Origin of the sequence: Pectobacterium cacticida (genome assembly GCF_036885195.1) — a bacterium.
GTDB classification, from domain to species: Bacteria; Pseudomonadota; Gammaproteobacteria; order Enterobacterales; family Enterobacteriaceae; genus Pectobacterium; species Pectobacterium cacticida.
In genome coordinates this window covers 367150-389426 of record NZ_CP133656.1, presented here as the reverse complement: position 1 = coordinate 389426, position 22277 = coordinate 367150, and the positions used below count along the sequence as shown (strand labels likewise).

Genomic DNA, 22277 nt, shown 5'->3' with positions numbered 1-22277 from the left:
GTTGATGCTGAGTTCTTCTTCACTTTACGCAGCCATCGACCTCGGCTCAAACAGCTTCCATATGCTGGTCGCCAGGGAAACCGCCGGCAGCATTCAGACTCTGGCGAAAATAAAGCGTAAGGTTCGCCTTGCTGCTGGATTGGATAAGCAAAATCGTCTCTCGCTGGACGCAATGCAGCGCGGCTGGCAGTGTTTACAACTGTTCTCCGAGCGGTTACAGGATATCCCACAGAATCAGGTGCGCGTCGTCGCAACCGCGACCCTGCGTCTGGCAACCAACGCTGACGAATTTCTACAGCGGGCCCAGGACATTTTGGGGCTGCCGATCCAGGTAATTAAGGGTGAAGAAGAAGCGCGCTTGATCTATCAAGGCGTCGCGCACACAACGGGTGGCCCGGATGCACGCCTGGTCGTCGATATTGGCGGAGGCAGTACCGAGCTTGCAACAGGAATAGGCGCCAAAGCAACGCAACTCATCAGTTTGCCGATGGGTTGCGTCACCTGGCTGGATCGCTATTTTAGCGATCGGAATCTGGAAGCGGGTAACTTTGAACGCGCAGAACAGGCGGCGCGTGAAATGCTGCGGCCCGTTGCCGCTTCTCTGCGCGAGCAAGGGTGGCAAATCTGCGTTGGCGCTTCCGGTACCGTACAAGCGCTACAGGAAATTATGGTCGCGCAGGGCATGGATGAATACATTACCCTGTCTAAACTCAGGCAGCTTAAGGCGCATGCCATTCAGTGCAATAAGCTGGAAGAATTGGAAATCGAAGGGCTGACGCTGGAGCGGGCGCTCGTTTTTCCTAGCGGATTGGCGATCCTGATGGCGATTTTTCAGGAATTGGACATCAAAACGATGACGCTAGCGGGAGGCGCGCTGCGTGAAGGTCTGGTCTATGGCATGTTGCACCTGCCCGTCGATCAGGACATTCGTCACCGCACGCTGTCGACACTACAGCGTCGTTATCTGCTGGACACCGAACAGGCTCAGCGCGTTAGCACATTGGCAGACAACTTCCTGCAGCAGGTTGCCCGTGACTGGCAGTTAGATAACCGCTGCCGAGAGTTATTACGCAGCGCCAGCCTGGTACACGAAATCGGTTTGAGCATCGATTTCCGCCATTCCCCCCAACATGCCGCCTATTTGATTCGCCATAGCGATCTCCCTGGTTTTACGCCAGCGCAGAAGAAATTATTAGCAACCCTTCTGCAAAACCAGGTTAACCCTGTCGACCTGATCGCGCTCAGCCAGCAGAATGCGTTACCGGTTCAACAGGCTCAGCGTTTGTGCCGCTTGCTACGCCTGGCCATTATTTTTGCCAGCCGTCGTCGCGATGACACACTACCCGCCGTGAGATTGCGCGTAGAAGGTGAAACATTGCGTTTAATTCTGCCTGCGGGATGGCTGACGCAGCATCCATTACGGGCAGAAATGCTGGAACAAGAAAGCCGCTGGCAGAGCTACGTACACTGGCCGCTGATGCTGGAAGAAACCCTCGCTTGACGGGGGAAGCTTACTCCCCTTCCCCTTTCGCCTTTGCCAACATCGCCCGGATGTTGGCAACGTTCGCCTGACCTTTGTGCATACGCTCTTGTGCGCTCACGACTTTCCTCTCTGTTTCCCACACGACATCGTCTTGCGGTAATTCCAGTAGAAAGCGGCTCGGTTCAGGGCGGATCAATTCGCCATACTGGCGGCGTTCTTTACACAATGTGAAAGTGAGTTCACGCTGCGCGCGCGTTATCCCTACGTATGCCAGACGGCGTTCCTCATCGACGTTATCTTCATCAATGCTGCTCTGGTGCGGCAATAACCCCTCTTCCATCCCAACCAGGAAAACATAAGGGAATTCCAGCCCTTTTGACGCATGTAGCGTCATCAACTGCACCTGATCCAACGTTTCGTCATTTTCTCCCCGTTCCATCATGTCCCTCAGCGTGAAACGCGTCACCACCTGCGCGAGCGTCATAGGTTCATCCAGATCGGAACCTTCCAGCATTTCCGTCATCCAACTGAATAGTTGATTGACATTCTTCATGCGCATTTCTGCCGCTTTTGCGCTGGGTGACGTCTCATAGAGCCAGCTTTCGTAGTCCAACCCATGAATCAGATCTCGTACGGCCGCCACAGGCTCGTGCTCGGCCAAACGGGCAATTTCCGCTAACCACTGCGTGAAACGTTGCAACGCCTCCAGTCCACGCCCGGTCAGCGACTGACTGAGGCCCACATCAAAGCTCGCGCTGAATAGGCTTTTATTGCGCAGCCCTGCCCACTCCCCCAACTTCTTCAATGTTGCTGGCCCAATCTCACGCTTAGGCGTATTTACGATGCGCAAGAACGCGCTGTCATCGTCCGGATTCGTCAATACGCGCAGATACGCCAGTAAATCTTTGATTTCAGGACGGGAGAAAAAAGACGTACCGCCGGAAATGCGGTAAGGAATGCGGTTCTGCATCAGCATCTTTTCGAATAGGCGCGACTGATGGTTGCCACGATACAGGATGGCGTAGTCGCCGTACTGGGTCTTATTAATAAAATGGTGAGCAATTAGCTCGCCCACAACGCGCTCCGCTTCATGATCTTCGTTGTTAGCGGTAATGACCTTAAGCTCATCGCCATAACCCAGTTCCGAGAAGAGCTGCTTTTCAAAGACGTGCGGGTTATTGGCGATAAGAATATTGGCCGCCTTCAGAATGCGCCCGGAGGAACGATAGTTTTGCTCCAGTTTAATCACATCTAACGCGGGGAAATCTTGCTGTAACAACACCAAATTCTGAGGGCGCGCCCCACGCCAGGAATAAATTGACTGATCGTCATCACCGACGACGGTAAAACGCGCGCGCGTCCCCACCAACAGTTTGATTAGTTCGTACTGACTGGTATTTGTGTCCTGATATTCATCCACCAGCAGGTAACGTAAGCGGTTCTGCCAACGTTCGCGCACCGCCGCATTCTGCTTCAACAATAGCGTAGGCAGCAAAATCAGATCGTCGAAATCCAACACGTTACAAGCGCGCAGATGTTCATGGTAGAGCGAGTAACAATGCGCGAACTGTCTGTCACGTTCGGAGCGCGCTGCCGCTGCCGCTCCGGCGGGATCGATCAGATCATTTTTCCAATTTGCGATCGCTGAGGTTAACTGCCGTAACAGTTCCTTATCATTTTCCAGCCACGGTTCGGTCAGATCTTTTAGCAGCGCCATTTGATCCTGATCGTCAAACAGGGAGAAGTTGGCTTTCATCCCCAGCGCCGCATATTCGCGCTTAATGATCTCCAATCCCAGCGTGTGAAAGGTCGCAATCATTAGCCCGCGCGTCTCTTTACGCCCCAGCGTTTGCGCCACGCGCTCCTTCATCTCACGCGCGGCTTTATTGGTAAAGGTCACGGCGGCAATATGTCGAGCCTGATAGCCACATTGACGAATCAGATGCGCAATTTTATTGGTGATCACGCGAGTCTTGCCTGACCCCGCTCCCGCCAGCACCAGGCAAGGGCCAGTGACAAATTCGACAGCGTGTTGTTGGCTGGGATTTAAACGCATAACGATCTTATCCACTCATAAAACGGAAACCGATTGTAGCAAAAAGCCGTGTCTATCTGGTCAGGATTTACCACAAGTCAGTGACCTTCAATGTGGCAGTCGCGTCACTACTAACCCACATGCTTGGTATGGGGAGCAAAGCGAGTTGAGCATGGTCTAGCACAGCAGACTCAGCCCATAGTCTATGCATTGCCAAGTAATCACGTTACAGGCCCGTTCCCCGGTCTTTGCTCACTGAGAATAAAAATCTAAAATTCTGGTGACATCTAGGCATGCTCTGTGCAGGATGAGTTTTTTCATTTCAGGGAATCATCATGAGTGCAAAGACGGCATCGCTAGAAGGCCGAATCCGACAGCACTGGGATCGTCTCTCTAGCCACGAACAGCGATTGGCGGACGTGTTGCTTGCCGCCCCAGGCCAGTTGGCGATGAATACGGCCACTGAATTGGCGCAAAGCGCCGGCGTATCCAAAGCGACCACCACCCGTTTTTTCCGCCACCTGGGTTATGACAGCTATGAAGCGGCCCGCCGTCAGGCGCGAGAAATGCAAAGCAGCGGATCGCCGCTCTATTTGCAAGCCGCGCCGGGCGCTTCGCCAATAGATACAGTGATGCAGCAACATTTGGAAAAAGAGATCGCCAACCTGGTGAACAGCTACCGCACGCTGGATGGCACGCAGCTACAGGAGGCGAGTGTTGCGATCTCTCAGGCTCGCCGCGTGGTAGTTATGGGGTGGAGACATAGCCAGACCATCGCGCAGTTGATCTATCGCGACCTGGTGCACGTGCACCCGGATGTACGATTGCTGCCTCGACCTGGCGACTCACTGGCTGAACATCTGGCGGCATTGGCCTCGCAAGACGTGGCGATTTGCGTAGGGCTGCGGCGACGGATGCCCGCGCTGGATGCCGCCATGAGCGCGTTGGCGGAACGTCAAGTGCCGATGCTCTATCTGGCGGATGTGCTCTCCGGCAAACCCGCTCGCCATGCGCAATGGGTGATACGTTGCCACACCGATAGCAGCATGCTGTTTGACAGCACCGTCGCCCTCTCCGGCGTATGCAATTTACTGTGTTCGCTGGTGGCTCGCCAGAAGGGTAAGAGCGGTAACGATCACCTTGCACAGATTGAAGCATTGCATCAATCTCTCGACGAACTCGAGTAACGCCCCATTCTGGCGCACGCTGCGCCAGACCTTTCCCCAAAATAGTGCTTATTGCCCTGCCCTGGTTGATTGTGCTTCCCCTTAAAAGAAATCAAAGAAATAAATTTAAAACAAAAAGAAACGATTGTTTCTTTTTGTTTTTATTACACAAATGGAATTTAAAAGATCATTTATTGAGCGGCCATGAAAAAACTGGCACAAAAAGTGCTCATCAGAAAATGATATTTCACCAACATCGGGGAAACACCACAATGAAAAAAATAGCATTGCTGATCGCCGCCCTACTCACCACGGGCACGCTCGCACCGGCGCAGGCCGATACGCTGTCTGATATCAAAAGCAGCGGCAAAATGACGGTGGGTATCGATCCCACTTTCCCACCCTATGAATACACGGATGATAAAGGCGAGATTACCGGCTATAGCGTGGCGATCATGAAATCGTTCGCCAACGATCTCGGCGTGAAACTGGAGTTTCAAAAAACCGCCTTCAGCGGCATTTTGCCAGGGCTGATTTCCGGAGCGTTCAATGCTGAAGGATCCTCGCTTAACGTAACCGCTGAACGGGCTAAGAAAGTGCTTTTTACCGTGCCTTACAGCAAAACCGTGAACGGCGTGCTGGTTCGTAAAGGTGACGCTAATGCCCTGAACGGCAAAACGTTAAGCCCGGAAAGCCTATCCGGCCTACGCGGTGCGGTAAAAACCGCCAGCGTGCCAGAGCAATTGCTTAAAGGCTTTAATGCCGAACTGGTAAAAGCGGGCAAAAAGCCTATCACTATTATCAGTGTGGATTCGCTCGATCAAACCATCAGCACGCTGATGACGAAACGCGCCGATTTCGTCTACGACGACATTGCGGTACTCGCGCCAGTGACGAAAAAGTTTGCTGGTAAAGTGGAACAAATAGGCGAAGTCGGGCCGTCTCAATGGATGGCATGGGCGACACGCAAAGAGGACCGTAGCCTGAACAAAGCCATCAGCGATCACATTCTGGCGATGCAGGAAAGCGGTCAGTTGGCCCAACTACAGCAGCAATACCTCGGCACCACGTTTACCGTCCCAGCCAGCGATTTCATTCCTCAGGAGTAATTATGTGTCAATCTCATCTGACGGTTCCGGCAGGCCACGGAAAAACCTTCCGTGTGCATAAAGGGCAGTTTATTACCGTCATCGACAGTGAAGGCCAACAGGCCGCCGATTTTGTGGCAGTCAATGCCGACAATCTGAACGAGAAGTTGTCGCCTGTTCACACGCGCCAACATCTGCGTTCGCTGTTTTTTACACCTGGCGATGCGCTGTGGTCGAGTGAGAACCGCCCGATGTTACGCATCGTTGCCGACACCATCGGCATTCACGATGCTAACGTACCGGCCTGCGACCGTACACGATTTAGCGTTGATTTCGGTGTGGAAGGACACCGTAACTGCGTAGACAACCTGCTTGAAGGGATGAAAGCCCACGGCGTGACGTACTTTACGCTGCCGGAGCCGTTCAATCTGTTTCAGAATGGCCCGGTTACCGCCGATGGGCGTATGGAGGTGACCGATCCACACAGTAAAGCCGGGGATTACATCACCTTTGAAGCCCTATGCGATTTGATTTGTGCCGTCTCATCTTGCCCGCAGGACATCATTCCTGGCAACGGGTTGCAGGTGACGCCAATTGATATTCGCATCAGCGACCATTTCCCCATAGAGGAGACGCGCCATGTTGCTCATGCGTGAGGAGTTTGCGGAAAACGCCGTACGTCCGCTGGCGGCTCCGGTAGATGTTGCCGCCGGAAGCGTTGGATCGATTCGGGTGTTGCGCGGTCAGTTGTTGCGCATTACGGCAATGGGCGATGGGGCAGTGGCGTCGCTGTTTGGTTTTAGCGTGCAGGATCCGGCGGTCTGGCTCTCGGTGCATCACACCCGGGTATTCAGCAACAGTTACCTGCTCGGTTCTGGTATGCGCATGGTGAACAACCGTCGTCGCCCTATGATGGTGCTAGGTAAAGATAGCGTCAAACGCCACGACCTGCTGCTACCGGCGTCCACCCGCGCGTTTCTGGCGGAGAATGGGTATGAGGGCGAAGGATGTATTGAAGCGGTTAGCGCAGAGCTGGCGCGCCAAGGAATGCGCGTACCGAAACTACCCGATCCCATCAACCTGTTTATGCATGTCCGTTTAACGCGTGACGGCCAAATCGTGCCGGAAAACAACCTCACGCAAGCTGGCGACAGCATCACCTGCCGGGTGGTAATGGATACGCAATTTATTGTCTCCGCCTGCAATACCGGCATTGAGGGGAATGATAAACCCGCGCCACTGCGCTTATCGGTTGCGGAAAACCTAACGGGCTTTGGCAAGGAGTAAATCAATGGGGCTGGATCAACAGGTACTCGCCGCGTTGCCAGAATTAGGCCGCGGGCTGCTAATGACGCTTTTGTTAACCGTACTGGCGTCGCTGGTAAGCGTGGTGATGGGGCAGTTCGTCTGCTTCCTGCAGCTACGCCGAGCCTGGATCTGGCGAACCCTTGGCCGTTTGTACGTCAGCCTGATGCGCGGAACCCCCGCGATTGTGCAACTGTTTGTGGTGTTTTTTACCCTACCGAAATTGGGACTTGGCGGACAACCCTTGCTGGCGGCGGTGTTGGCGATCGGTTTCAATAGCGGCGCGTATGTTGCTGAGATCCTTCGCGTTAACCGCAACCTGGTCACACGCGGTCAACTGGAAGCGGCACGCACGTTGGGGCTGAGCCGCCTGCTCACCTGGTGGTATGTCATTAACCCCCAGGTGCTGCGCGCCAGTCTGCCAATGCTGGTGAATGAGTTCACCATTCTGCTGAAAACTACCCCGCTGGCTTCGGTAGTGGCATTGACGGAACTGACATTTGCCGGGCAAATCATCATTGCACGTACTTACGAAGCCACTCAGGTGCTATTGCTAGTGGCGGCAGGATATCTGTTGATCGCACTACCGTTAACCACTTTCGCGCGGCGACTGGAAGCCAAAAGGGGGCCGGTATGATGGATTGGCAGGCCATTATTGATGCACTGCCTTCGCTGGGCGAAGGCATGACGGCGACGCTACGACTTTGTGCAATAGCGGCGCTCTGTTCGCTGCTGTGGGGTACGCTGATCGCGGTGGGGTTGATGCGGGCATCACACTTCTGGCAGCGGTTGCTGCTGGTTTACACCAACGTCACGCTGGCATTACCGCTGCTCGTAGTGATTTATCTGCTCTACTTCGTGTTGCCGGAGTATGACATCACGCTCTCTTCGCCGGTGGTCGGCGTGCTGGCGTTGACGCTCTATTACGCACCCTATATTGCGCAGGTGATCCGCGCGGCGATTGAAGCGTTGCCGAAAGGACAGTGGGAAGCCTGCCGTGTTCTCGGGCTTAGTCGTAGCGAGCAACTGCGTGATGTGGTACTGCCGCAAACCCTGCCACAGATGTTGTCGCCGCTGGTCGGCCTAATGATCGGCCTGATTAAAGATTCAGCCCTGCTGTCGATTGTTTCAGTGCAGGAGTTTATGTACGCCGCCAAACAAGCGATATCGGAAACCTATGCGCCGCTAGAAATCTACCTCACGGTCGCACTTTGTTACTGGTTGCTGAATAGTCTACTTGACTGGCTGGCGCGCCATTTCGAATCCCGCATGACGCGCTACCGGCGCGGCATGCTACATGAATGAACCAGGAGAAAAACATGTCTGCTGAATTACAGCACCGTAAAATAATGACTGTTCCGGCACGCCACGGTAAAGCCGTGCGCGTAAATAAAGGTGAGGCGGTACAGGTGATCAATCTGCACGGCACCCAGGTGGTTGATTGCTGGGCCTATAACGCCAACGATGTCAGCGAATATATGTGCATGGAAGCGACAAGAGTATGGAATCAGCGCCTTAATCCGCGCGTGGGCGACAGCTTTATCACTGACCAGCGCCACCCGATCCTAACGCTGGTGGCGGACACGTCACCGGGTGTACACGATACTTTTATGGCAGCCTGCGATGCGCGCCGTTACGAATTGCTCGGCTGCACTGAGCCGCACCGTAACTGCCATGACAATCTGCACGAAGGATTGGCGGAACTGGGCGTGACGCTGCCGCATGGCAACCTCGCCTCTTTCAATATTTTTATGAACATCCAGGTGCAGCCAGACGGCATCACCCTAAAAACGCTGCCGGTGGTGACGAAGCCGGGGGATTACATCATTCTGCGCGCGGAGATGGATTGCTATGTGGCATTTTCGGCCTGCCCGCAGGATATCGTCAGCATTCAAGGACAGGGGGATAACACCCCGCGCGATGTGGAAGTGCGTATTCTGACAGCAGGATTCCCACAGGTGAATCTACAAGGGCCGTGGGTACCAACCAATTGACACCCTATCGTTTCGCTCCTCGATAAACAAGTGTCTGCATTAATGCCGCCATTTCGTTGGTAAATCGCGCTTATTCAAGCAAAAACGTACGATTTCGTTTTATGACTACGGTGAACAACGGTAATGGCGGAGCTGGCCGCCAACTGAATAACGCCCATTTCGTGAAAACAAGAATCGGTTGATAGGTTTCTTCTTCGCGTTATTGCGGCATAATCTCTTTCACTTCAATACGGCGATCGTTGCCGATTGCTGTATTTCAGGAGAGTTGAGGCTTCTTTTGAGGCGTTCGTGGTAATGGATAAGGCCTGATTGATTGACCAGAACCGCGCAATCAATACAGGGTGCGACAACCTCGATACGCCCGCATGTTTCCTCATTGAGTTTACCCCCCTTGTGGTAGAGCGCATCACACCCCCTCCTGTGATTAGAAGATTCTCATCGGGAAAACGTTAATGTCGTCCATGTGGCAACATTGTGTAACCTTATTAAATAATTAAGCGGCTTCGGCGCCTTACCACATGAAGTCCTCGTTCCGGCCTGCGTGGTAACGACCGAGTATCAGCGGCGCGAAAAATAAAGTGGAGAGTTGAATGACAATAAGCACACCTATGTTGGTGACGTTTCTGGTGTATATTTTCGGGATGGTGATCATCGGCCTATTCGCCTATCGCGCCACGACTAATTTCGGCGATTATATTTTGGGTGGGCGTCGGATGGGGAGCATTGTCACCGCACTGTCGGCGGGGGCTTCCGATATGAGTGGTTGGCTACTTATGGGGCTACCCGGCGCTATTTTCATTTCCGGAATCGCTGAAAGCTGGATCGCGATTGGCCTGACGATAGGTGCTTACCTGAACTGGAAATGGGTCGCCGGGCGTCTGCGCGTACATACCGAGGTCAATCATAACGCGCTTACTCTGCCGGATTATTTCAGCCATCGTTTTGAAGATAACAGCAAATTACTGCGTGTAATCTCCGCATTAGTGATCCTGATTTTTTTTACTATCTATTGCGCATCCGGCGTGGTCGCTGGGGCTCGCCTATTCGAAAGCACCTTTGGTATGAGTTATGGCACCGCACTATGGGCAGGTGCGGCGGCAACCATCGCCTATACCTTCATCGGTGGCTTTCTGGCGGTGAGTTGGACAGATACCGTTCAAGCCAGCCTGATGATTTTCGCCCTGATCCTGACGCCAGTGATGGTTATCCTATATCTGGGTGGCGTAGATACTTCACTGATGGTGATTGAGGCTAAGAATCCCGCCTATCTTGATATGTTTAAAGGGATGAACGTAGTCGCCATTATCTCGCTAATGGGCTGGGGATTAGGCTATTTCGGTCAACCCCACATTCTGGCACGCTTCATGGCCGCTGATTCACACCACACCATCCACCATGCACGCCGTATCAGCATGACCTGGATGATTCTCTGTCTGGCTGGCGCGGTAGCCGTGGGCTTCTTTGGCATCGCCTATTTCAATAATCATCCGGATCAGGCCGGTAGTGTAACGCAGAACAGCGAACGCGTTTTTATTGAACTGTCCATTTTACTGTTCAATCCGTGGATTGCTGGCGTATTGCTATCTGCTATTTTAGCTGCCGTCATGAGTACATTAAGCTGTCAACTGCTGGTGTGCTCCAGCGCAATTACCGAAGATTTATATAAACCTTTCCTGCGCAAGAACGCCAGCCAAAGAGAACTGGTGTGGGTGGGGCGTTCCATGGTACTGCTAGTGGCTATCATTTCTATCGCACTATCATTGAATCCTGAGAACCGCGTATTGGGTCTGGTGAGCTATGCCTGGGCGGGATTTGGCGCGGCTTTCGGTCCGGTGATTTTGATCTCTCTGCTGTGGCCGCGCATGACGCGCAACGGCGCACTACTCGGTATGATTGTTGGGGCGGCGACGGTATTAATCTGGAAACAGTATGCCTGGCTGGGATTGTATGAAATTATCCCTGGTTTCCTCTTCAACAGTCTGACCATTTTTATCGTCAGTCTACTGGGCAAAGCGCCGTCGCAAGCAATTATCGACCGTTTTAGTCAGGCGGAAGCGAAATACCAATCTGTTTAATCATCACCCCGTGGCACCGTCCGCGGTACCACGGGGTGATCTTTATCCGAACGTTGCTCTGACTGCATCGACAAAGGTTTTAATTTTAACTGCCGCCCGCCGTCCCATCGGAACCATGACATGAACCGGGCGAGCAGGGCCGTTATAGTCAGATAGCACCTGAACCAGTCGTCCGCGCTCAATTTCCTTCCGTAGCACGACCTCCGGTCCAAGCGTAATACCATATCCCTCTATAGCTGCATGCAACAATGCGTTCCAGTCATTGGCAAAAAGCCTACCCTGTGGCCTGATTTCTTCGGACTTACCCTCTTTCTGGAATACCCATCGGCAAGACGTCGCAGCGGTGCGTACACCATAAATAAGGCACGCGTGACATGCGAGGTCGGCTGGCGTCTCCGGCACACCCTCTCGCGCCAGATAGCCAGGAGATGCACAGGCAATCAACGAGTAAGGCTGAAGTGGCCAAGCCACCATCGAACTGTCCGCCAATTCACCGATACGAATAATGACTTCAAACCCCTCTTCTATCGGGTCGACCATTCGATCATTCAGCGTCAGAGCAATTTGCGTGTCAGGATAGCGGGCGAGGTAATGCGTGATAAACGGCGCGAGTAGATGCGAGCCCCAGGTAACCGGCGCGTTAACCTGAATAATTCCCGAAGGTGTCAGTTGCATCTCACGGGCGACGGCGTCAGCATCCTCTGCCTCGGTAAGAACAACCTTACAGCGCTCATAGTAACGTAAACCAATATCCGTCAGACTTTGCCTCCGCGTCGTGCGATTCAGCAACCGAACGCCAAGCCTCGCTTCAAGCCATGCCACCTGCTTCGCTACCATCTGTGGCGACGTGCCCAACGCTTCTGCGGCAGCGGCAAAAGAGCCTAGCTCTGCTGCTTTAACAAAGACACCCATACTCGTCAGCCGGTCCATGATTCACTCATATTTGTTGTTTGTTTTCTCTAAAAATCACAATTTATCTGCAAATTGTAGGCAATTAAGATGTTTTTCTCAAAAGCATTAAGGAGAAGAAGATGAATATCGGCATTATTGGTGCAGGCTTTGTTGGACGGGCGATAGCTAAATTAGCGCTCCAGAACGGTCATAAGGTCATGCTCAGTAACTCACGCGACCCCCAATCACTTTTCAGCCTCCGCCCGATGATCGGCTGCGACATCGGAACCGCCACTCAGGCCGCGCTATTTGGTGACATTGTGGTTATCGCCGTTCCCTTTACCGCCATCGATAAACTTCCTGAACAGGCTTTACGGGGAAAATCCGTTATCGATACCGTCAATTACTATACCGAGCGAGATGGTAAGGTCGCCGCACTTGATACTCGTAGTACCACGACCAGTGAGCTACTGGCACAGTATTTACCAGACGCCAGGATTACCAAAGCGTTCAATGCCATCCCAATGACGCAGCTTGAAAGTGATGGGCTTCCGGCTGGCTCGGCCAATCGCCGAGCGCTACCGCTTGCAGGTGATGATGATCAGGAGAAAGCTATTGTGACCAAACTTTATGATGCGTTCGGCTTCGATGCCGTCGATGCGGGAAAATTGTCTGAAGGATGGCGCTTTGAAAGAGGTATGCCGTCTTACTGTATTCGTATGACAAAGGCAGAATTAACCTCGGCGCTGGCACGTGCCTCACGTAACATACAGACGGTAGTCGGCGTAACTAACACAAGATAAGAGGTAACATAGATAAAAATGCTGCTCCCTAAGGAGCAGCATAGCAATCATCGTATTTCAGTAAACATAGAACGTAGCGTTAACCTGCAACAGCGATGCGTTTCATGTCTTTCATATAACCGCGCAGGGTGCGCCCAACGGCTTCGATCGGGTGATTACGGATGGCTTCGTTAACGTCACGCAGTTGTGCGTTATCCACTGCGGTACCCGCGATCGCTTTACCCAGATCGCCCGGTTGCAGTGAGGACATGAACTTCTCTTTCAACAACGGCACGGCGGCATTAGCGAACAAATAGTTACCGTATTCCGCGGTATCAGAGATAACCACGTTCATTTCGTACAGGCGTTTACGTGCAATCGTATTGGCGATCAACGGCAGTTCATGCAGTGACTCGTAGTAAGCCGATTCGGCGATAATACCTGAGCTCACCATGGTTTCAAACGCCAGTTCAACGCCTGCCTTCACCATTGCAACGAGCAGTACGCCGTTATCAAAGTATTCCTGCTCAGCGATTTTACCTTCAAACTGCGGCGCGTTTTCAAACGCCGTTTTACCGGTTTCTTCACGCCAGGTCAGCAATTTCACATCATCATTCGCCCAGTCAGCCATCATGCCACGGGAGAATTCACCGGAAATAATGTCGTCCATGTGTTTTTGGAACAGCGGCGCCATGATACCTTTCAACTGCTCAGACAGCGCGTAAGCACGCAATTTTGCCGGATTGGACAGACGATCCATCATCAGCGTAATTCCGCCCTGTTTCAGTGCTTCAGTGATGGTTTCCCAACCGAACTGAATCAGCTTTTCGGCATATGCGGGATCGGTGCCGTCCTCAACCAGTTTGTCAAAGCTCAGCAGAGAACCCGCCTGCAACATGCCGCAGAGAATGGTCTGCTCACCCATCAGGTCAGATTTCACTTCCGCAACAAATGAAGATTGCAAAACGCCAGCACGATGACCACCCGTTGCCGCCGCCCAGGCTTTAGCAATTGCCATGCCTTCGCCCTTCGGATCGTTTTCCGGGTGAACCGCGATCAGTGTAGGCACACCGAAACCGCGTTTGTATTCTTCACGGACTTCCGTACCTGGGCACTTCGGCGCCACCATCACGACGGTGATGTCTTTGCGGATTTGCTCGCCCACTTCAACGATATTGAAACCATGAGAGTAGCCCAGCGCTGCGCCTTGTTTCATCAGCGGCTGTACCGCCTGAACCACGGCGGAGTGCTGTTTGTCTGGCGTCAGGTTAACCACCAGGTCAGCCTGCGGGATCAGATCTTCGTAGGTGCCAACGGTGAAGCCGTTTTCGGTCGCTTTACGCCATGACGCACGCTTTTCAGCAATCGCTTCCGCACGCAGGGCATAAGCAATATCCAGACCGGAATCGCGCATGTTCAGGCCCTGGTTCAGACCCTGAGCGCCACAGCCGACAATCACCACTTTTTTCCCTTTCAGATAGCTCGCCTCATCGGCAAATTCATCACGCCCCATAAAGCGGCACTTGCCCAATTGCTCTAGCTGCTGACGCAGGTTCAATGTGTTGAAATAGTTAGCCATGTCGTGCTCCGTATCCGGTTTTATTTGTCTATTATAGAAAAGGATTCCCATCAAACGGGAATTCATATGACCCCATCATATGACAGGAAATGCGTTGCTTAAATTGATATATTAACAACGTGATATTGCATTATTTGCAAGACGGTAATGAGGCACGCATTCCATGGATTTACGCGATCTTAAATTATTCCTGCACCTAGCGGAAAGTCGGCACTTTGGTCGTACTGCCAAGGCGATGCATATCAGCCCATCCACACTATCTCGACAAATTCAGCGGTTGGAAGAAGATGTAGGGCAGACGCTGTTTTTGCGTGATAACCGTACTGTGCGGCTGACCGATGCCGGAGAGCATCTCAAGCTTTTTGCCCAGCAAACGCTGCTGCAATATCAACAGTTGCGCCATCAGATAGACCAGCATGGGCCATTCTTAAGCGGCGAACTGCGAATTTTCTGTTCCGTCACCGCAGCTTACAGCCATCTACCGTCCATACTGGATCGCTTCAGGGCGCTACACCCGCTGGTAGAAATCAAACTGACGACCGGCGATGCCGCCGATGCCGTTCAAAAAGTACAATCGAATGATGCGGATCTCGGCATTGCGGGCCGACCTGAGACGCTGCCTATCAGCGTCGATTTCGATCCCATCGGTAAGATCCCACTGGGGCTGACTATTCCGGCGCGGCCCTGCCCAGTACAGACGCTGGCACGAACGACCGACCCGGATTGGTCACACATTCCCTTCATCCTGCCGGAGCATGGCCCGGTACGTAAACGCATTGAACAGTGGTTTAAGCGTAATCATGTGACCAATCCGCAAATCTATGCCACCGTCTCAGGCCATGAGGCAATGGTGTCGATGGTCGCGCTAGGCTGTGGCGTCGCGCTGATCCCTAATATCGTCCTGGAGAACAGTCCGGAACCGGTGCGCAACCGCGTCTTCGTACTTATTGAACAGGCAATGGAACCGCTTGAGCTTGGCGTCTGTGTACAAAAAAAACGGCTTGGCGAGCCGCTTATTGCCGCCTTTTGGGACATATTACAGGACACGCCATGAAGATCGCCTTTACGACCATTATTGGCGTGACGCTGACCGCCTTCAACTACAATGTGCAAGCCGCCAGTTTCCCCTGCGACAAGGCCACTTCGGAGCAAGAGAAGCGCATTTGCGCTAGCCCGCTGCTCGGGCAGTTGGATGAAGAACTGGCGCAGGCTTGGAAGACCTCGCGCGCGTTCCTGACCGCGTACGGAAACAGCGCCCCGTGGGAAAAAACGCTCAATCAGTTTCAGCGCAGTTGGCTGACCACGCGCGATCGGTGTAAAGACGAAGACTGCCTGCGTCAGCGCTATCAGCAGCAGTTAAATCGGCTACGCTACCTGAATGACATCGCACAGCACGCGCTGCCTTCGCCCATTGCCCCTGTGAAAAGTACCTCCTGCTTCCACGGTTCATTCAGCTATGAGTATGTGATGTCAGGGCTTTCCGCCGAGGAATATCGCGAGCTGGGGGATTATTTTCGGGAAATGTACGATCGGAAAGCGCCCTACCACGCCGTCAGCCTGACCATGACCAACCAGCGCGGCAAGATTGAAGGCAACACTTCGATTGCATTTCGTTACGCAAGTAAATTGGATGATGTCGCTTTCACCACCCGTCAGATGAGCGATAATCAAGCCATTGGCAAAGGCGAGAGCAGCTTTGGCCAGCAGGTGAAAATACTGCTCACCTGCATCGACGATAACCATCTGCAAGTCGCCACCTTCGGCAGCAATCAGGAAGAAGGTTACCTGTTTAACTATTTGCTGGAGCGCGATAAAACTCCGCCAGAGCAGCGGAAAACGCCATAGCGCTGGCTATCTCTGGCGCTAGCGTTCGAACCATTTCTCCGCCGAAAAGGCCCGCGTATCGGATTCCGTTTCCTGCGCGGCCTTCTTCATCGTTTCGATATTCATCAGATAATGGTAGAGCGGTTCAAGCTGGGTAAAACCCTGCGACAGACGCATCACCAGATCGCCGGAAAACAGCATCTCCATATCCTGCCGGGTACAGATCGCGGCAAACGATTTACGGTTATACCAGTCCGCCAGTTCAGGAGCCTGATCTTTAATCAACGGGCGTTTGTAGCTTTCCCCCTCAAGGGTGAAGGTGTCTCCCAGACAGCTTGCCACGTCAAGAAACTGTGACGGATTACCCCGCAGCGTCTGACGGAACAAATCCATCGTATTGCGCGTCGCACTGTAATAGCCCAGCCCATAACGCCAGGTATCCGGCGTGATTTCAAAGAAGTAAACTGGTGCATCCGTCCAGTCTTTGCGCGTTCGCTTGAACGTGAGCCACATATGGCTGCGGTAGCGTGATTTATCGTGAGAAAAACGCGTATCGCGATGAATACGGGAGAGAGTCTTACCGATAGCGGGACGCGTTTCAAAATGGTCGTCAATCTGCAACATAGTTAGACTAAGCTCATCCACCAGCATGCGGAACGGCGCAACCAGTTGCTCATCGTAAACCGCACGATGCGCGTCAAACCAGGCTTTATCGTTGTACTGGCGTACCTGCTGAAGAAACGTTAACCCTGCTTGAGTAAAACCCGTGAACGGCGTTGCCATAAAGAAATGCTATCCCTGTTGCTGTCAGATGATATAAAGATAACGCCGCCAACGGTTAAACACCATCGGCGTGACACACTGATCCAAATGATGAGTATTAAGGGATATTGAGCTCACCGTCTAGCGACTCGATCCGTCTGTAGTTTTCTACCGCCTCGCAAAGATCTTTATTGGATAAATAAACGGGGCTATCTTTAATATATGGGTGCCCTCTATACGCACAACGATGGACAACATAATTTTTCCACGCGGCTTGATCTGCTTTGAAAAGCTTAACGGCATCGTCCTCATCTTTCATAGTTATAAGTTTGGATAGAAAGCTTATTACTTCTTTATTTTTTGTAGAATCAGCAAGCATTTGGTCAGTGCAAATGTAAATTTTATGATAGCTTTCCCCTTTCATTATGTCTTTACATAACGTTTTATCCATTAACTCCAGTTTGCTCAAATAAATTTCACCAAATGCAGAAGATATACCGCTCACAGCAAATAGTATCAACATACATAAATAGATGCTTTGCATTTTCTCATCCTTAAATAACCCGATCGGTTTCTTCCAGCCTCAAACTTTAACAAATAAGCATCACTTTCGATTTTCTTTATTAAGAGATCGATATCATTTTTTGCTGCGATAGGCATCGTCGTTTCCCCAAAAATTCCTTGATAGGCCAGATCCACCAGAATATCCCTGATGGCGGGATGAAGTTCAGCCCAGCCTATCTGGTACATCAATGGAATAACGTGCGTATCGCTCCTTTTATGCTCATGCGACAAGACAAAGCTACGCATCCAAACGCCAACGATACATTTGCCGATACTAAAATAGCATTGCGGGCAGCACAAAGAGTAAAAAGTATCGCCCTTCGCCATGACCGTACCGGCAAACATCGCGCGACACGATCAGCAGGAGGTAAGCATTGTTAATTGATCAAACAGGCGTGTCAGACATTTTATTTTATTGCGTGCGTGGATATAGCTAGAAAAATGGCTTAGTTGGAAAAAGGTTTTATCACCGAACCCATCAATTATTTTAAACTGATATTGTTCATCTCTGAAAGAATAGACGATATTCTTACAGTGCAGGGAGTTAATAACTACGTCCGTTCTAATGAACCAAGCCAGAAACAGATGTAGCTTACCTAATTTTTCTTTATCAAGTTCACCTTGTTCAGCAAGGTCATATAATGTAGGCGCAATATCGCCATTGCTATCTTTTTCCTTAACGACGATTTCGCCTAATCCCAAATTGGTTTTGACGTATCCTTTAATTGTTTGAATATAGCTTCGATCCTCATTTCGAACAGCACTACAAACATGGATTTCACGTTTCATTTCTCTCAGTTTACTATGATATTTAGGGATATCAGCGATCACGACTTTAATGATCAAGTTGTCATCATCCGGGTGCTGATATACCCATCGGTCATTTCCTTTCGCTAGCAAAATCTTGTTCGTCAGCACGATCTCATTCGTCAACGCAATATCGTCCGCCATGTCGCTTTCCTTTTTATTATGCAATCTTATGCAATGGCCGTGGTTAACGCCCAGCATGAAGGCTTAGAACCTATCCTAGTAGGCGTGATTGTCGCAATCAGTTTGGTCACAGACAGTGCGCAGAAATCGGAGCGTACACGAAGCTCGTGAAGATTTCGGGCACAGCCAAGGCCAAACTGGCAAATAAAATAATCCCAGCGGGGTAAAGTGTTAACGTTACCATCCGCCAGGGATAGACATAGCACGCTACCAATCAGGGTACCATACAGCCAGCTATCGCTACCTTTTAATGATAGTAAAGATAACGCGTCCAACGAAGATACGCGACCGCTGGCACGCGTTTGTAATCAGGCAACGTTACCGGCCAAAAAGAAACGAAACGCCGAATTATCCGTCTCGTCATGGCACTCGTAGCCTAGCGCTTGTAACCGCTGTTCGAATTCCAGATCTCGCTCAGTAAGCTCAAATGCCGCCAATACACGACCAAAATCTGTGCCATGGCTGCGGTAATGGAACAACGAGATGTTCCAGTGCGTCCCCAGCGTATGCAGGAATTTCAATAGCGCTCCCGGCGACTCTGGGAACTCAAAGCTGTAAAGCCGCTCCTGTAACGCCTTGGAAGGGCGGCCTCCCACCATATAGCGAACATGCAGTTTCGCCATTTCGTCATCGGATAGGTCAACAACGTCATAGCCCCCAGCAGAAAGATCGTTGATGATTTCTTGCCGTTCTGCATAACCACGCGTCAGACGCACACCGACAAAAATGCAGGCATCTTTGGCATCCGCATAGCGGTAGTTGAACTCGGTGACAGAACGCCCGCCGAGTAATTGGCAAAACTTCAGGAAACTCCCCTGTTGCTCGGGAATCGTTACCGCCAGCAAGGCTTCGCGCTGTTCCCCCAGTTCACAGCGCTCAGAAACATAGCGCAACCCGTGAAAGTTGACATTGGCGCCGGATAGGATGTGCGCCAGGCGCTCTCCCTGAATCTGATGCTGCTGGATATACTTTTTCATACCCGCCAGCGACAGTGCGCCGGAAGGCTCGGCAATCGCCCGAACATCTTCAAAGAGATCTTTTACGGCAGCACAGATAGCGTCGCTGTCAACGGTAATCACGTCATCCAGATATTCCCGACACAGGCGGAACGTTTCATCGCCGATGCGCTTTACCGCGACGCCTTCGGCAAACAACCCGACACGCGGCAGATCGACCGGCTGCCCCGCATCCAGCGCCGCGCGCAGACAGGCGGAATCTTCCGCTTCCACGCCGATCACCTGAATCTGCGGCATCAGTTGTTTGATCAGTACGGCAACACCTGCCGCCAAACCACCTCCGCCAACCGGCACAAACACGCGATCCAGATGAGCATCCTGCTGGAGTAATTCCAGCGCCAACGTACCCTGCCCGGCAATCACCGCGGGGTGATCAAAGGGCGGTAAAAACGTCATTTTTTGCTGTTGCGATAGCTCAATCGCTTTCGCTTTCGCTTCATCAAAATTAGCGCCGTAAAGCAGGACTTCGCCGCCGAACCCCCGCACCGCATCCACTTTGATGTCGGCCGTCGCTACGGGCATGACGATCAGCGATTTAATCCCCAGCTTGCTGGAAGAAAGCGCCACGCCCTGAGCATGGTTGCCAGCGGACGCCGTGACGACGCCATGCGACTTCTGTTCGTCACTCAAACCCGCCATCATCGCATACGCGCCGCGCACCTTGAAGCTGTGCACCGTATGCCGATCTTCACGTTTGACCAAAATAACATTACCCAACCGCGCAGAGAGTTTATCCATCTTCTCTAACGGCGTAACCTGCGTGATTTCATAGACTGGCGAGCGTAGGATCGCCCGCAGGTATTCCGCGCCTCCCGGCGCGGCGGGTAGAGGTTGTGACACAGCCATCTGTATTAGCCTCCCAGCTTGCTTTTATCCCGTACCGCGCCCTTATCCGCACTGGTTGCCAGACTGGCATAAGCACGCAGCGCAAAAGAGACTTGGCGTTCACGTTCGTGTGGCGTCCAGGCGCGTTCGCCTCTTGCTTCTTCTGCCTCGCGGCGTCTCGCTAACTCAGCGTCGTCCAAAACCAGCGCAATACTCCGATTCGGAATATCAATCGCGATAATATCGCCATCTTGTACCAATGCAATGGTACCGCCGCTGGCCGCTTCTGGAGACGCGTGGCCAATTGATAGGCCAGACGTGCCGCCGGAGAAGCGCCCATCGGTGATCAGCGCACAGCTTTTCCCCAACCCCATGGATTTCAGGTAGGTAGTTGGATACAGCATTTCCTGCATTCCTGGCCCACCTTTCGGCCCTTCGTAACGGATCACGACTACATCGCCCGCGACAACTTTCCCGCCCAGAATGGCATCTACTGCATCATCCTGACTTTCATAAACTTTCGCCGGGCCACGAAAGACTAAGCTCCCCTCATCCACGCCAGCGGTTTTTACGATACAGCCGTTTTCCGCCAGATTGCCATAGAGCACGGCTAGGCCGCCATCCTGGCTATAGGCAAACTCACGGGAACGAATACAACCATTTTGACGATCGGTGTCCAACGAATCCCAGCGGCAATCCTGTGAGAAGGCCTTCGTGGTACGGATACCGGCCGGACCGGCTGAATACATGCTTTTCACTCCTGCATCTTGCGTGCGCATGATATCGTAGGCATCCAATGTTTCCGGTAGCGTTTTACCCAATACGTTTTTAACGTTGCGGTTCAGCAAACCCGCTCTATCAAGTTCTCCCAGAATACCCATCACACCCCCAGCGCGATGAACATCTTCCATGTGATATTTCTGCGTACTCGGCGCGACTTTACACAGATGCGGAACTCGACGCGACAGTCGGTCAATATCGGTCATGGTGAAGTCCACTTCACCTTCCTGTGCCGACGCCAACAGGTGCAGGACGGTGTTAGTAGAGCCACCCATGGCGATATCCAGAATCATGGCGTTCTCAAACGCCGCTTTGTTCGCGATGCTCCGCGGCAATACGCTTTCGTCATCTTGCTCGTAATAGCGTTTTGCCAGATCCACAATGCGTTTGCCTGCATTCAGGAACAGTTGCTTACGATCGGCATGCGTCGCCAACAGCGAACCGTTACCCGGCTGAGACAGACCCAGAGCTTCCGTCAGACAGTTCATCGAGTTAGCGGTGAACATCCCAGAGCAGGAACCGCAGGTTGGGCAGGCAGAGCGCTCTACCTGTTCACTCTGTTGATCGGTTACTGTTGGATCTGCGCCCTGAATCATTGCATCCACCAGATCCAGTTTGATGAGCTGATTGGATAATTTTGTTTTTCCGGCTTCCATCGGGCCACCAGAAACGAAAATCACCGGGATATTCAGGCGCAGCGACGCCATTAGCATCCCTGGGGTAATTTTGTCGCAGTTGGAAATACAAACCATCGCATCTGCGCAGTGCGCATTGACCATGTATTCCACCGAGTCGGCAATGAGCTCACGGGAAGGCAGAGAATAGAGCATGCCGCCGTGCCCCATCGCGATGCCGTCGTCCACCGCAATAGTGTTGAATTCCTTTGCCACACCGCCTGAGGCTTCGATCTGCTCGGCAACCAGTTTTCCCATATCACGCAGGTGTACATGACCCGGCACGAATTGAGTGAAGGAGTTGACCACCGCAATGATGGGTTTACCAAAATCATTGTCGGTCATTCCTGTTGCGCGCCACAGGGCTCGGGCTCCGGCCATGTTACGGCCGTGCGTGGTGGTGGCTGAACGATACTTAGGCATGCTCTTATTACTCCAAAAATT

At 52.3% G+C, this 22277-nt stretch carries 21 protein-coding genes; 12 read left to right on the top strand and 9 right to left on the bottom strand.

The features are described 5' to 3' along the window. Nucleotides 1-4: 4 nt before the first annotated feature. Nucleotides 5-1501, top strand: a complete 1497-nt coding sequence (gene ppx / locus RFN81_RS01855; protein WP_264497534.1) for an exopolyphosphatase — start codon at nt 5-7, stop codon at nt 1499-1501. Nucleotides 1502-1511: 10 nt separating this feature from the next. Here the strand turns inward: ppx and rep are convergent, their stop codons facing one another. After that, nucleotides 1512-3539 (bottom strand): DNA helicase Rep, encoded by a 2028-nt coding sequence (rep, locus tag RFN81_RS01850; protein ID WP_338539451.1) that lies wholly within the window; start codon nt 3537-3539, stop codon nt 1512-1514. A gap of 314 nt (nt 3540-3853) precedes the next feature. Between rep and RFN81_RS01845 the strand changes: the two genes are divergently transcribed. The 8 genes from RFN81_RS01845 (at nt 3854) to putP (ending at nt 11146) form a co-directional block, all read left to right on the top strand. Continuing rightward, nucleotides 3854-4705 carry a MurR/RpiR family transcriptional regulator gene (locus RFN81_RS01845; RefSeq protein ID WP_264497532.1) on the top strand — a complete coding sequence of 284 codons (852 nt, stop codon included), beginning with the start codon at nt 3854-3856 and terminating at the stop codon, nt 4703-4705. A 251-nt stretch (nt 4706-4956) separates the two neighbouring features. Further along, on the top strand, nt 4957-5793 hold the full coding sequence (locus tag RFN81_RS01840; protein ID WP_264497531.1) for a transporter substrate-binding domain-containing protein: 837 nt from the start codon (nt 4957-4959) through the stop codon (nt 5791-5793). A gap of 2 nt (nt 5794-5795) precedes the next feature. Next, nucleotides 5796-6428: an urea carboxylase-associated family protein gene (locus RFN81_RS01835; protein WP_264497530.1), complete on the top strand. Its 633-nt coding sequence runs from the start codon at nt 5796-5798 to the stop codon at nt 6426-6428. Continuing rightward, nucleotides 6412-7059 (top strand): urea carboxylase-associated family protein, encoded by a 648-nt coding sequence (locus RFN81_RS01830; RefSeq protein WP_264497529.1) that lies wholly within the window; start codon nt 6412-6414, stop codon nt 7057-7059. The genes RFN81_RS01835 and RFN81_RS01830 overlap by 17 nt, the downstream gene beginning before the upstream one ends. Before the next feature lie 4 nt (nt 7060-7063). Further along, entirely contained in the window at nt 7064-7714 is a 651-nt protein-coding gene (locus RFN81_RS01825) for an amino acid ABC transporter permease (protein WP_264497528.1), read from the top strand. Beyond that, a complete protein-coding gene (locus tag RFN81_RS01820) occupies nt 7714-8382 on the top strand; it encodes an amino acid ABC transporter permease (RefSeq protein WP_264498845.1) in 669 nt (222 codons plus the stop codon). The genes RFN81_RS01825 and RFN81_RS01820 overlap by 1 nt, the downstream gene beginning before the upstream one ends. 14 nt (nt 8383-8396) lie before the next feature. Beyond that, the gene (locus RFN81_RS01815) at nt 8397-9071 is read left to right on the top strand and encodes an urea carboxylase-associated family protein (protein WP_264497527.1); all 675 of its coding nucleotides are present in this window, start codon (nt 8397-8399) and stop codon (nt 9069-9071) included. 590 nt (nt 9072-9661) lie between these two features. Beyond that, nucleotides 9662-11146, top strand: a complete 1485-nt coding sequence (gene putP, locus RFN81_RS01810; protein ID WP_264497526.1) for a sodium/proline symporter PutP — start codon at nt 9662-9664, stop codon at nt 11144-11146. Between the two features lie 42 nt (nt 11147-11188). Here the strand turns inward: putP and RFN81_RS01805 are convergent, their stop codons facing one another. Continuing rightward, complete coding sequence (locus RFN81_RS01805) at nt 11189-12076, bottom strand: LysR family transcriptional regulator (protein WP_264497525.1); 888 nt, start codon at nt 12074-12076, stop codon at nt 11189-11191. A gap of 101 nt (nt 12077-12177) precedes the next feature. Between RFN81_RS01805 and RFN81_RS01800 the strand changes: the two genes are divergently transcribed. After that, nucleotides 12178-12840 carry an NADPH-dependent F420 reductase gene (locus tag RFN81_RS01800; RefSeq protein WP_264497524.1) on the top strand — a complete coding sequence of 221 codons (663 nt, stop codon included), beginning with the start codon at nt 12178-12180 and terminating at the stop codon, nt 12838-12840. A gap of 79 nt (nt 12841-12919) precedes the next feature. Here the strand turns inward: RFN81_RS01800 and ilvC are convergent, their stop codons facing one another. Further along, nucleotides 12920-14398: a ketol-acid reductoisomerase gene (ilvC, locus tag RFN81_RS01795; RefSeq protein ID WP_264497523.1), complete on the bottom strand. Its 1479-nt coding sequence runs from the start codon at nt 14396-14398 to the stop codon at nt 12920-12922. A 163-nt stretch (nt 14399-14561) separates the two neighbouring features. Here ilvC and ilvY point away from each other — a divergent pair, with 163 nt between their 5' ends. Further along, nucleotides 14562-15452, top strand: a complete 891-nt coding sequence (ilvY, locus tag RFN81_RS01790; protein ID WP_264497522.1) for an HTH-type transcriptional activator IlvY — start codon at nt 14562-14564, stop codon at nt 15450-15452. Next, nucleotides 15449-16243 (top strand): lysozyme inhibitor LprI family protein, encoded by a 795-nt coding sequence (locus tag RFN81_RS01785; protein WP_264497521.1) that lies wholly within the window; start codon nt 15449-15451, stop codon nt 16241-16243. Before ilvY ends, RFN81_RS01785 begins: the two co-directional genes overlap by 4 nt. An 18-nt stretch (nt 16244-16261) precedes the next feature. Here RFN81_RS01785 and RFN81_RS01780 read toward each other — a convergent pair whose 3' ends face one another. The 6 genes from RFN81_RS01780 to ilvD form a co-directional block, all read right to left on the bottom strand. Then, entirely contained in the window at nt 16262-17005 is a 744-nt protein-coding gene (locus tag RFN81_RS01780; RefSeq protein ID WP_264497520.1) for a DUF2461 domain-containing protein, read from the bottom strand. A 97-nt stretch (nt 17006-17102) separates the two neighbouring features. Then, nucleotides 17103-17528, bottom strand: coding sequence for a hypothetical protein (locus tag RFN81_RS01775; RefSeq protein ID WP_264497519.1), 426 nt, complete (start codon nt 17526-17528; stop codon nt 17103-17105). Next, a complete protein-coding gene (locus RFN81_RS01770; RefSeq protein WP_264497518.1) occupies nt 17501-17875 on the bottom strand; it encodes a hypothetical protein in 375 nt (124 codons plus the stop codon). Before RFN81_RS01770 ends, RFN81_RS01775 begins: the two co-directional genes overlap by 28 nt. 30 nt (nt 17876-17905) lie before the next feature. Next, complete coding sequence (locus RFN81_RS01765; protein ID WP_264497517.1) at nt 17906-18499, bottom strand: PhoP regulatory network YrbL family protein; 594 nt, start codon at nt 18497-18499, stop codon at nt 17906-17908. A gap of 347 nt (nt 18500-18846) precedes the next feature. Continuing rightward, nucleotides 18847-20400, bottom strand: a complete 1554-nt coding sequence (gene ilvA, locus RFN81_RS01760) for a threonine ammonia-lyase, biosynthetic (protein WP_264497516.1) — start codon at nt 20398-20400, stop codon at nt 18847-18849. Between the two features lie 5 nt (nt 20401-20405). Continuing rightward, on the bottom strand, nt 20406-22256 hold the full coding sequence (gene ilvD / locus RFN81_RS01755) for a dihydroxy-acid dehydratase (protein WP_264497515.1): 1851 nt from the start codon (nt 22254-22256) through the stop codon (nt 20406-20408). Nucleotides 22257-22277: the final 21 nt, after the last annotated feature.

What these genes read in the sequence shown, in the direction of transcription:
- ppx (WP_264497534.1), top strand. Translation starts at nt 5, where the DNA reads ATGCTGAGTTCTTCTTCACTTTACGCAGCCATCGACCTCGGCTCAAAC.
- rep (WP_338539451.1), bottom strand. Translation starts at nt 3,539, where the DNA reads ATGCGTTTAAATCCCAGCCAACAACACGCTGTCGAATTTGTCACTGGC.
- RFN81_RS01845 (WP_264497532.1), top strand. Translation starts at nt 3,854, where the DNA reads ATGAGTGCAAAGACGGCATCGCTAGAAGGCCGAATCCGACAGCACTGG.
- RFN81_RS01840 (WP_264497531.1), top strand. Translation starts at nt 4,957, where the DNA reads ATGAAAAAAATAGCATTGCTGATCGCCGCCCTACTCACCACGGGCACG.
- RFN81_RS01835 (WP_264497530.1), top strand. Translation starts at nt 5,796, where the DNA reads ATGTGTCAATCTCATCTGACGGTTCCGGCAGGCCACGGAAAAACCTTC.
- RFN81_RS01830 (WP_264497529.1), top strand. Translation starts at nt 6,412, where the DNA reads ATGTTGCTCATGCGTGAGGAGTTTGCGGAAAACGCCGTACGTCCGCTG.
- RFN81_RS01825 (WP_264497528.1), top strand. Translation starts at nt 7,064, where the DNA reads ATGGGGCTGGATCAACAGGTACTCGCCGCGTTGCCAGAATTAGGCCGC.
- RFN81_RS01820 (WP_264498845.1), top strand. Translation starts at nt 7,714, where the DNA reads ATGGATTGGCAGGCCATTATTGATGCACTGCCTTCGCTGGGCGAAGGC.
- RFN81_RS01815 (WP_264497527.1), top strand. Translation starts at nt 8,397, where the DNA reads ATGTCTGCTGAATTACAGCACCGTAAAATAATGACTGTTCCGGCACGC.
- putP (WP_264497526.1), top strand. Translation starts at nt 9,662, where the DNA reads ATGACAATAAGCACACCTATGTTGGTGACGTTTCTGGTGTATATTTTC.
- RFN81_RS01805 (WP_264497525.1), bottom strand. Translation starts at nt 12,076, where the DNA reads ATGGACCGGCTGACGAGTATGGGTGTCTTTGTTAAAGCAGCAGAGCTA.
- RFN81_RS01800 (WP_264497524.1), top strand. Translation starts at nt 12,178, where the DNA reads ATGAATATCGGCATTATTGGTGCAGGCTTTGTTGGACGGGCGATAGCT.
- ilvC (WP_264497523.1), bottom strand. Translation starts at nt 14,398, where the DNA reads ATGGCTAACTATTTCAACACATTGAACCTGCGTCAGCAGCTAGAGCAA.
- ilvY (WP_264497522.1), top strand. Translation starts at nt 14,562, where the DNA reads ATGGATTTACGCGATCTTAAATTATTCCTGCACCTAGCGGAAAGTCGG.
- RFN81_RS01785 (WP_264497521.1), top strand. Translation starts at nt 15,449, where the DNA reads ATGAAGATCGCCTTTACGACCATTATTGGCGTGACGCTGACCGCCTTC.
- RFN81_RS01780 (WP_264497520.1), bottom strand. Translation starts at nt 17,005, where the DNA reads ATGGCAACGCCGTTCACGGGTTTTACTCAAGCAGGGTTAACGTTTCTT.
- RFN81_RS01775 (WP_264497519.1), bottom strand. Translation starts at nt 17,528, where the DNA reads ATGCAAAGCATCTATTTATGTATGTTGATACTATTTGCTGTGAGCGGT.
- RFN81_RS01770 (WP_264497518.1), bottom strand. Translation starts at nt 17,875, where the DNA reads ATGGCGAAGGGCGATACTTTTTACTCTTTGTGCTGCCCGCAATGCTAT.
- RFN81_RS01765 (WP_264497517.1), bottom strand. Translation starts at nt 18,499, where the DNA reads ATGGCGGACGATATTGCGTTGACGAATGAGATCGTGCTGACGAACAAG.
- ilvA (WP_264497516.1), bottom strand. Translation starts at nt 20,400, where the DNA reads ATGGCTGTGTCACAACCTCTACCCGCCGCGCCGGGAGGCGCGGAATAC.
- ilvD (WP_264497515.1), bottom strand. Translation starts at nt 22,256, where the DNA reads ATGCCTAAGTATCGTTCAGCCACCACCACGCACGGCCGTAACATGGCC.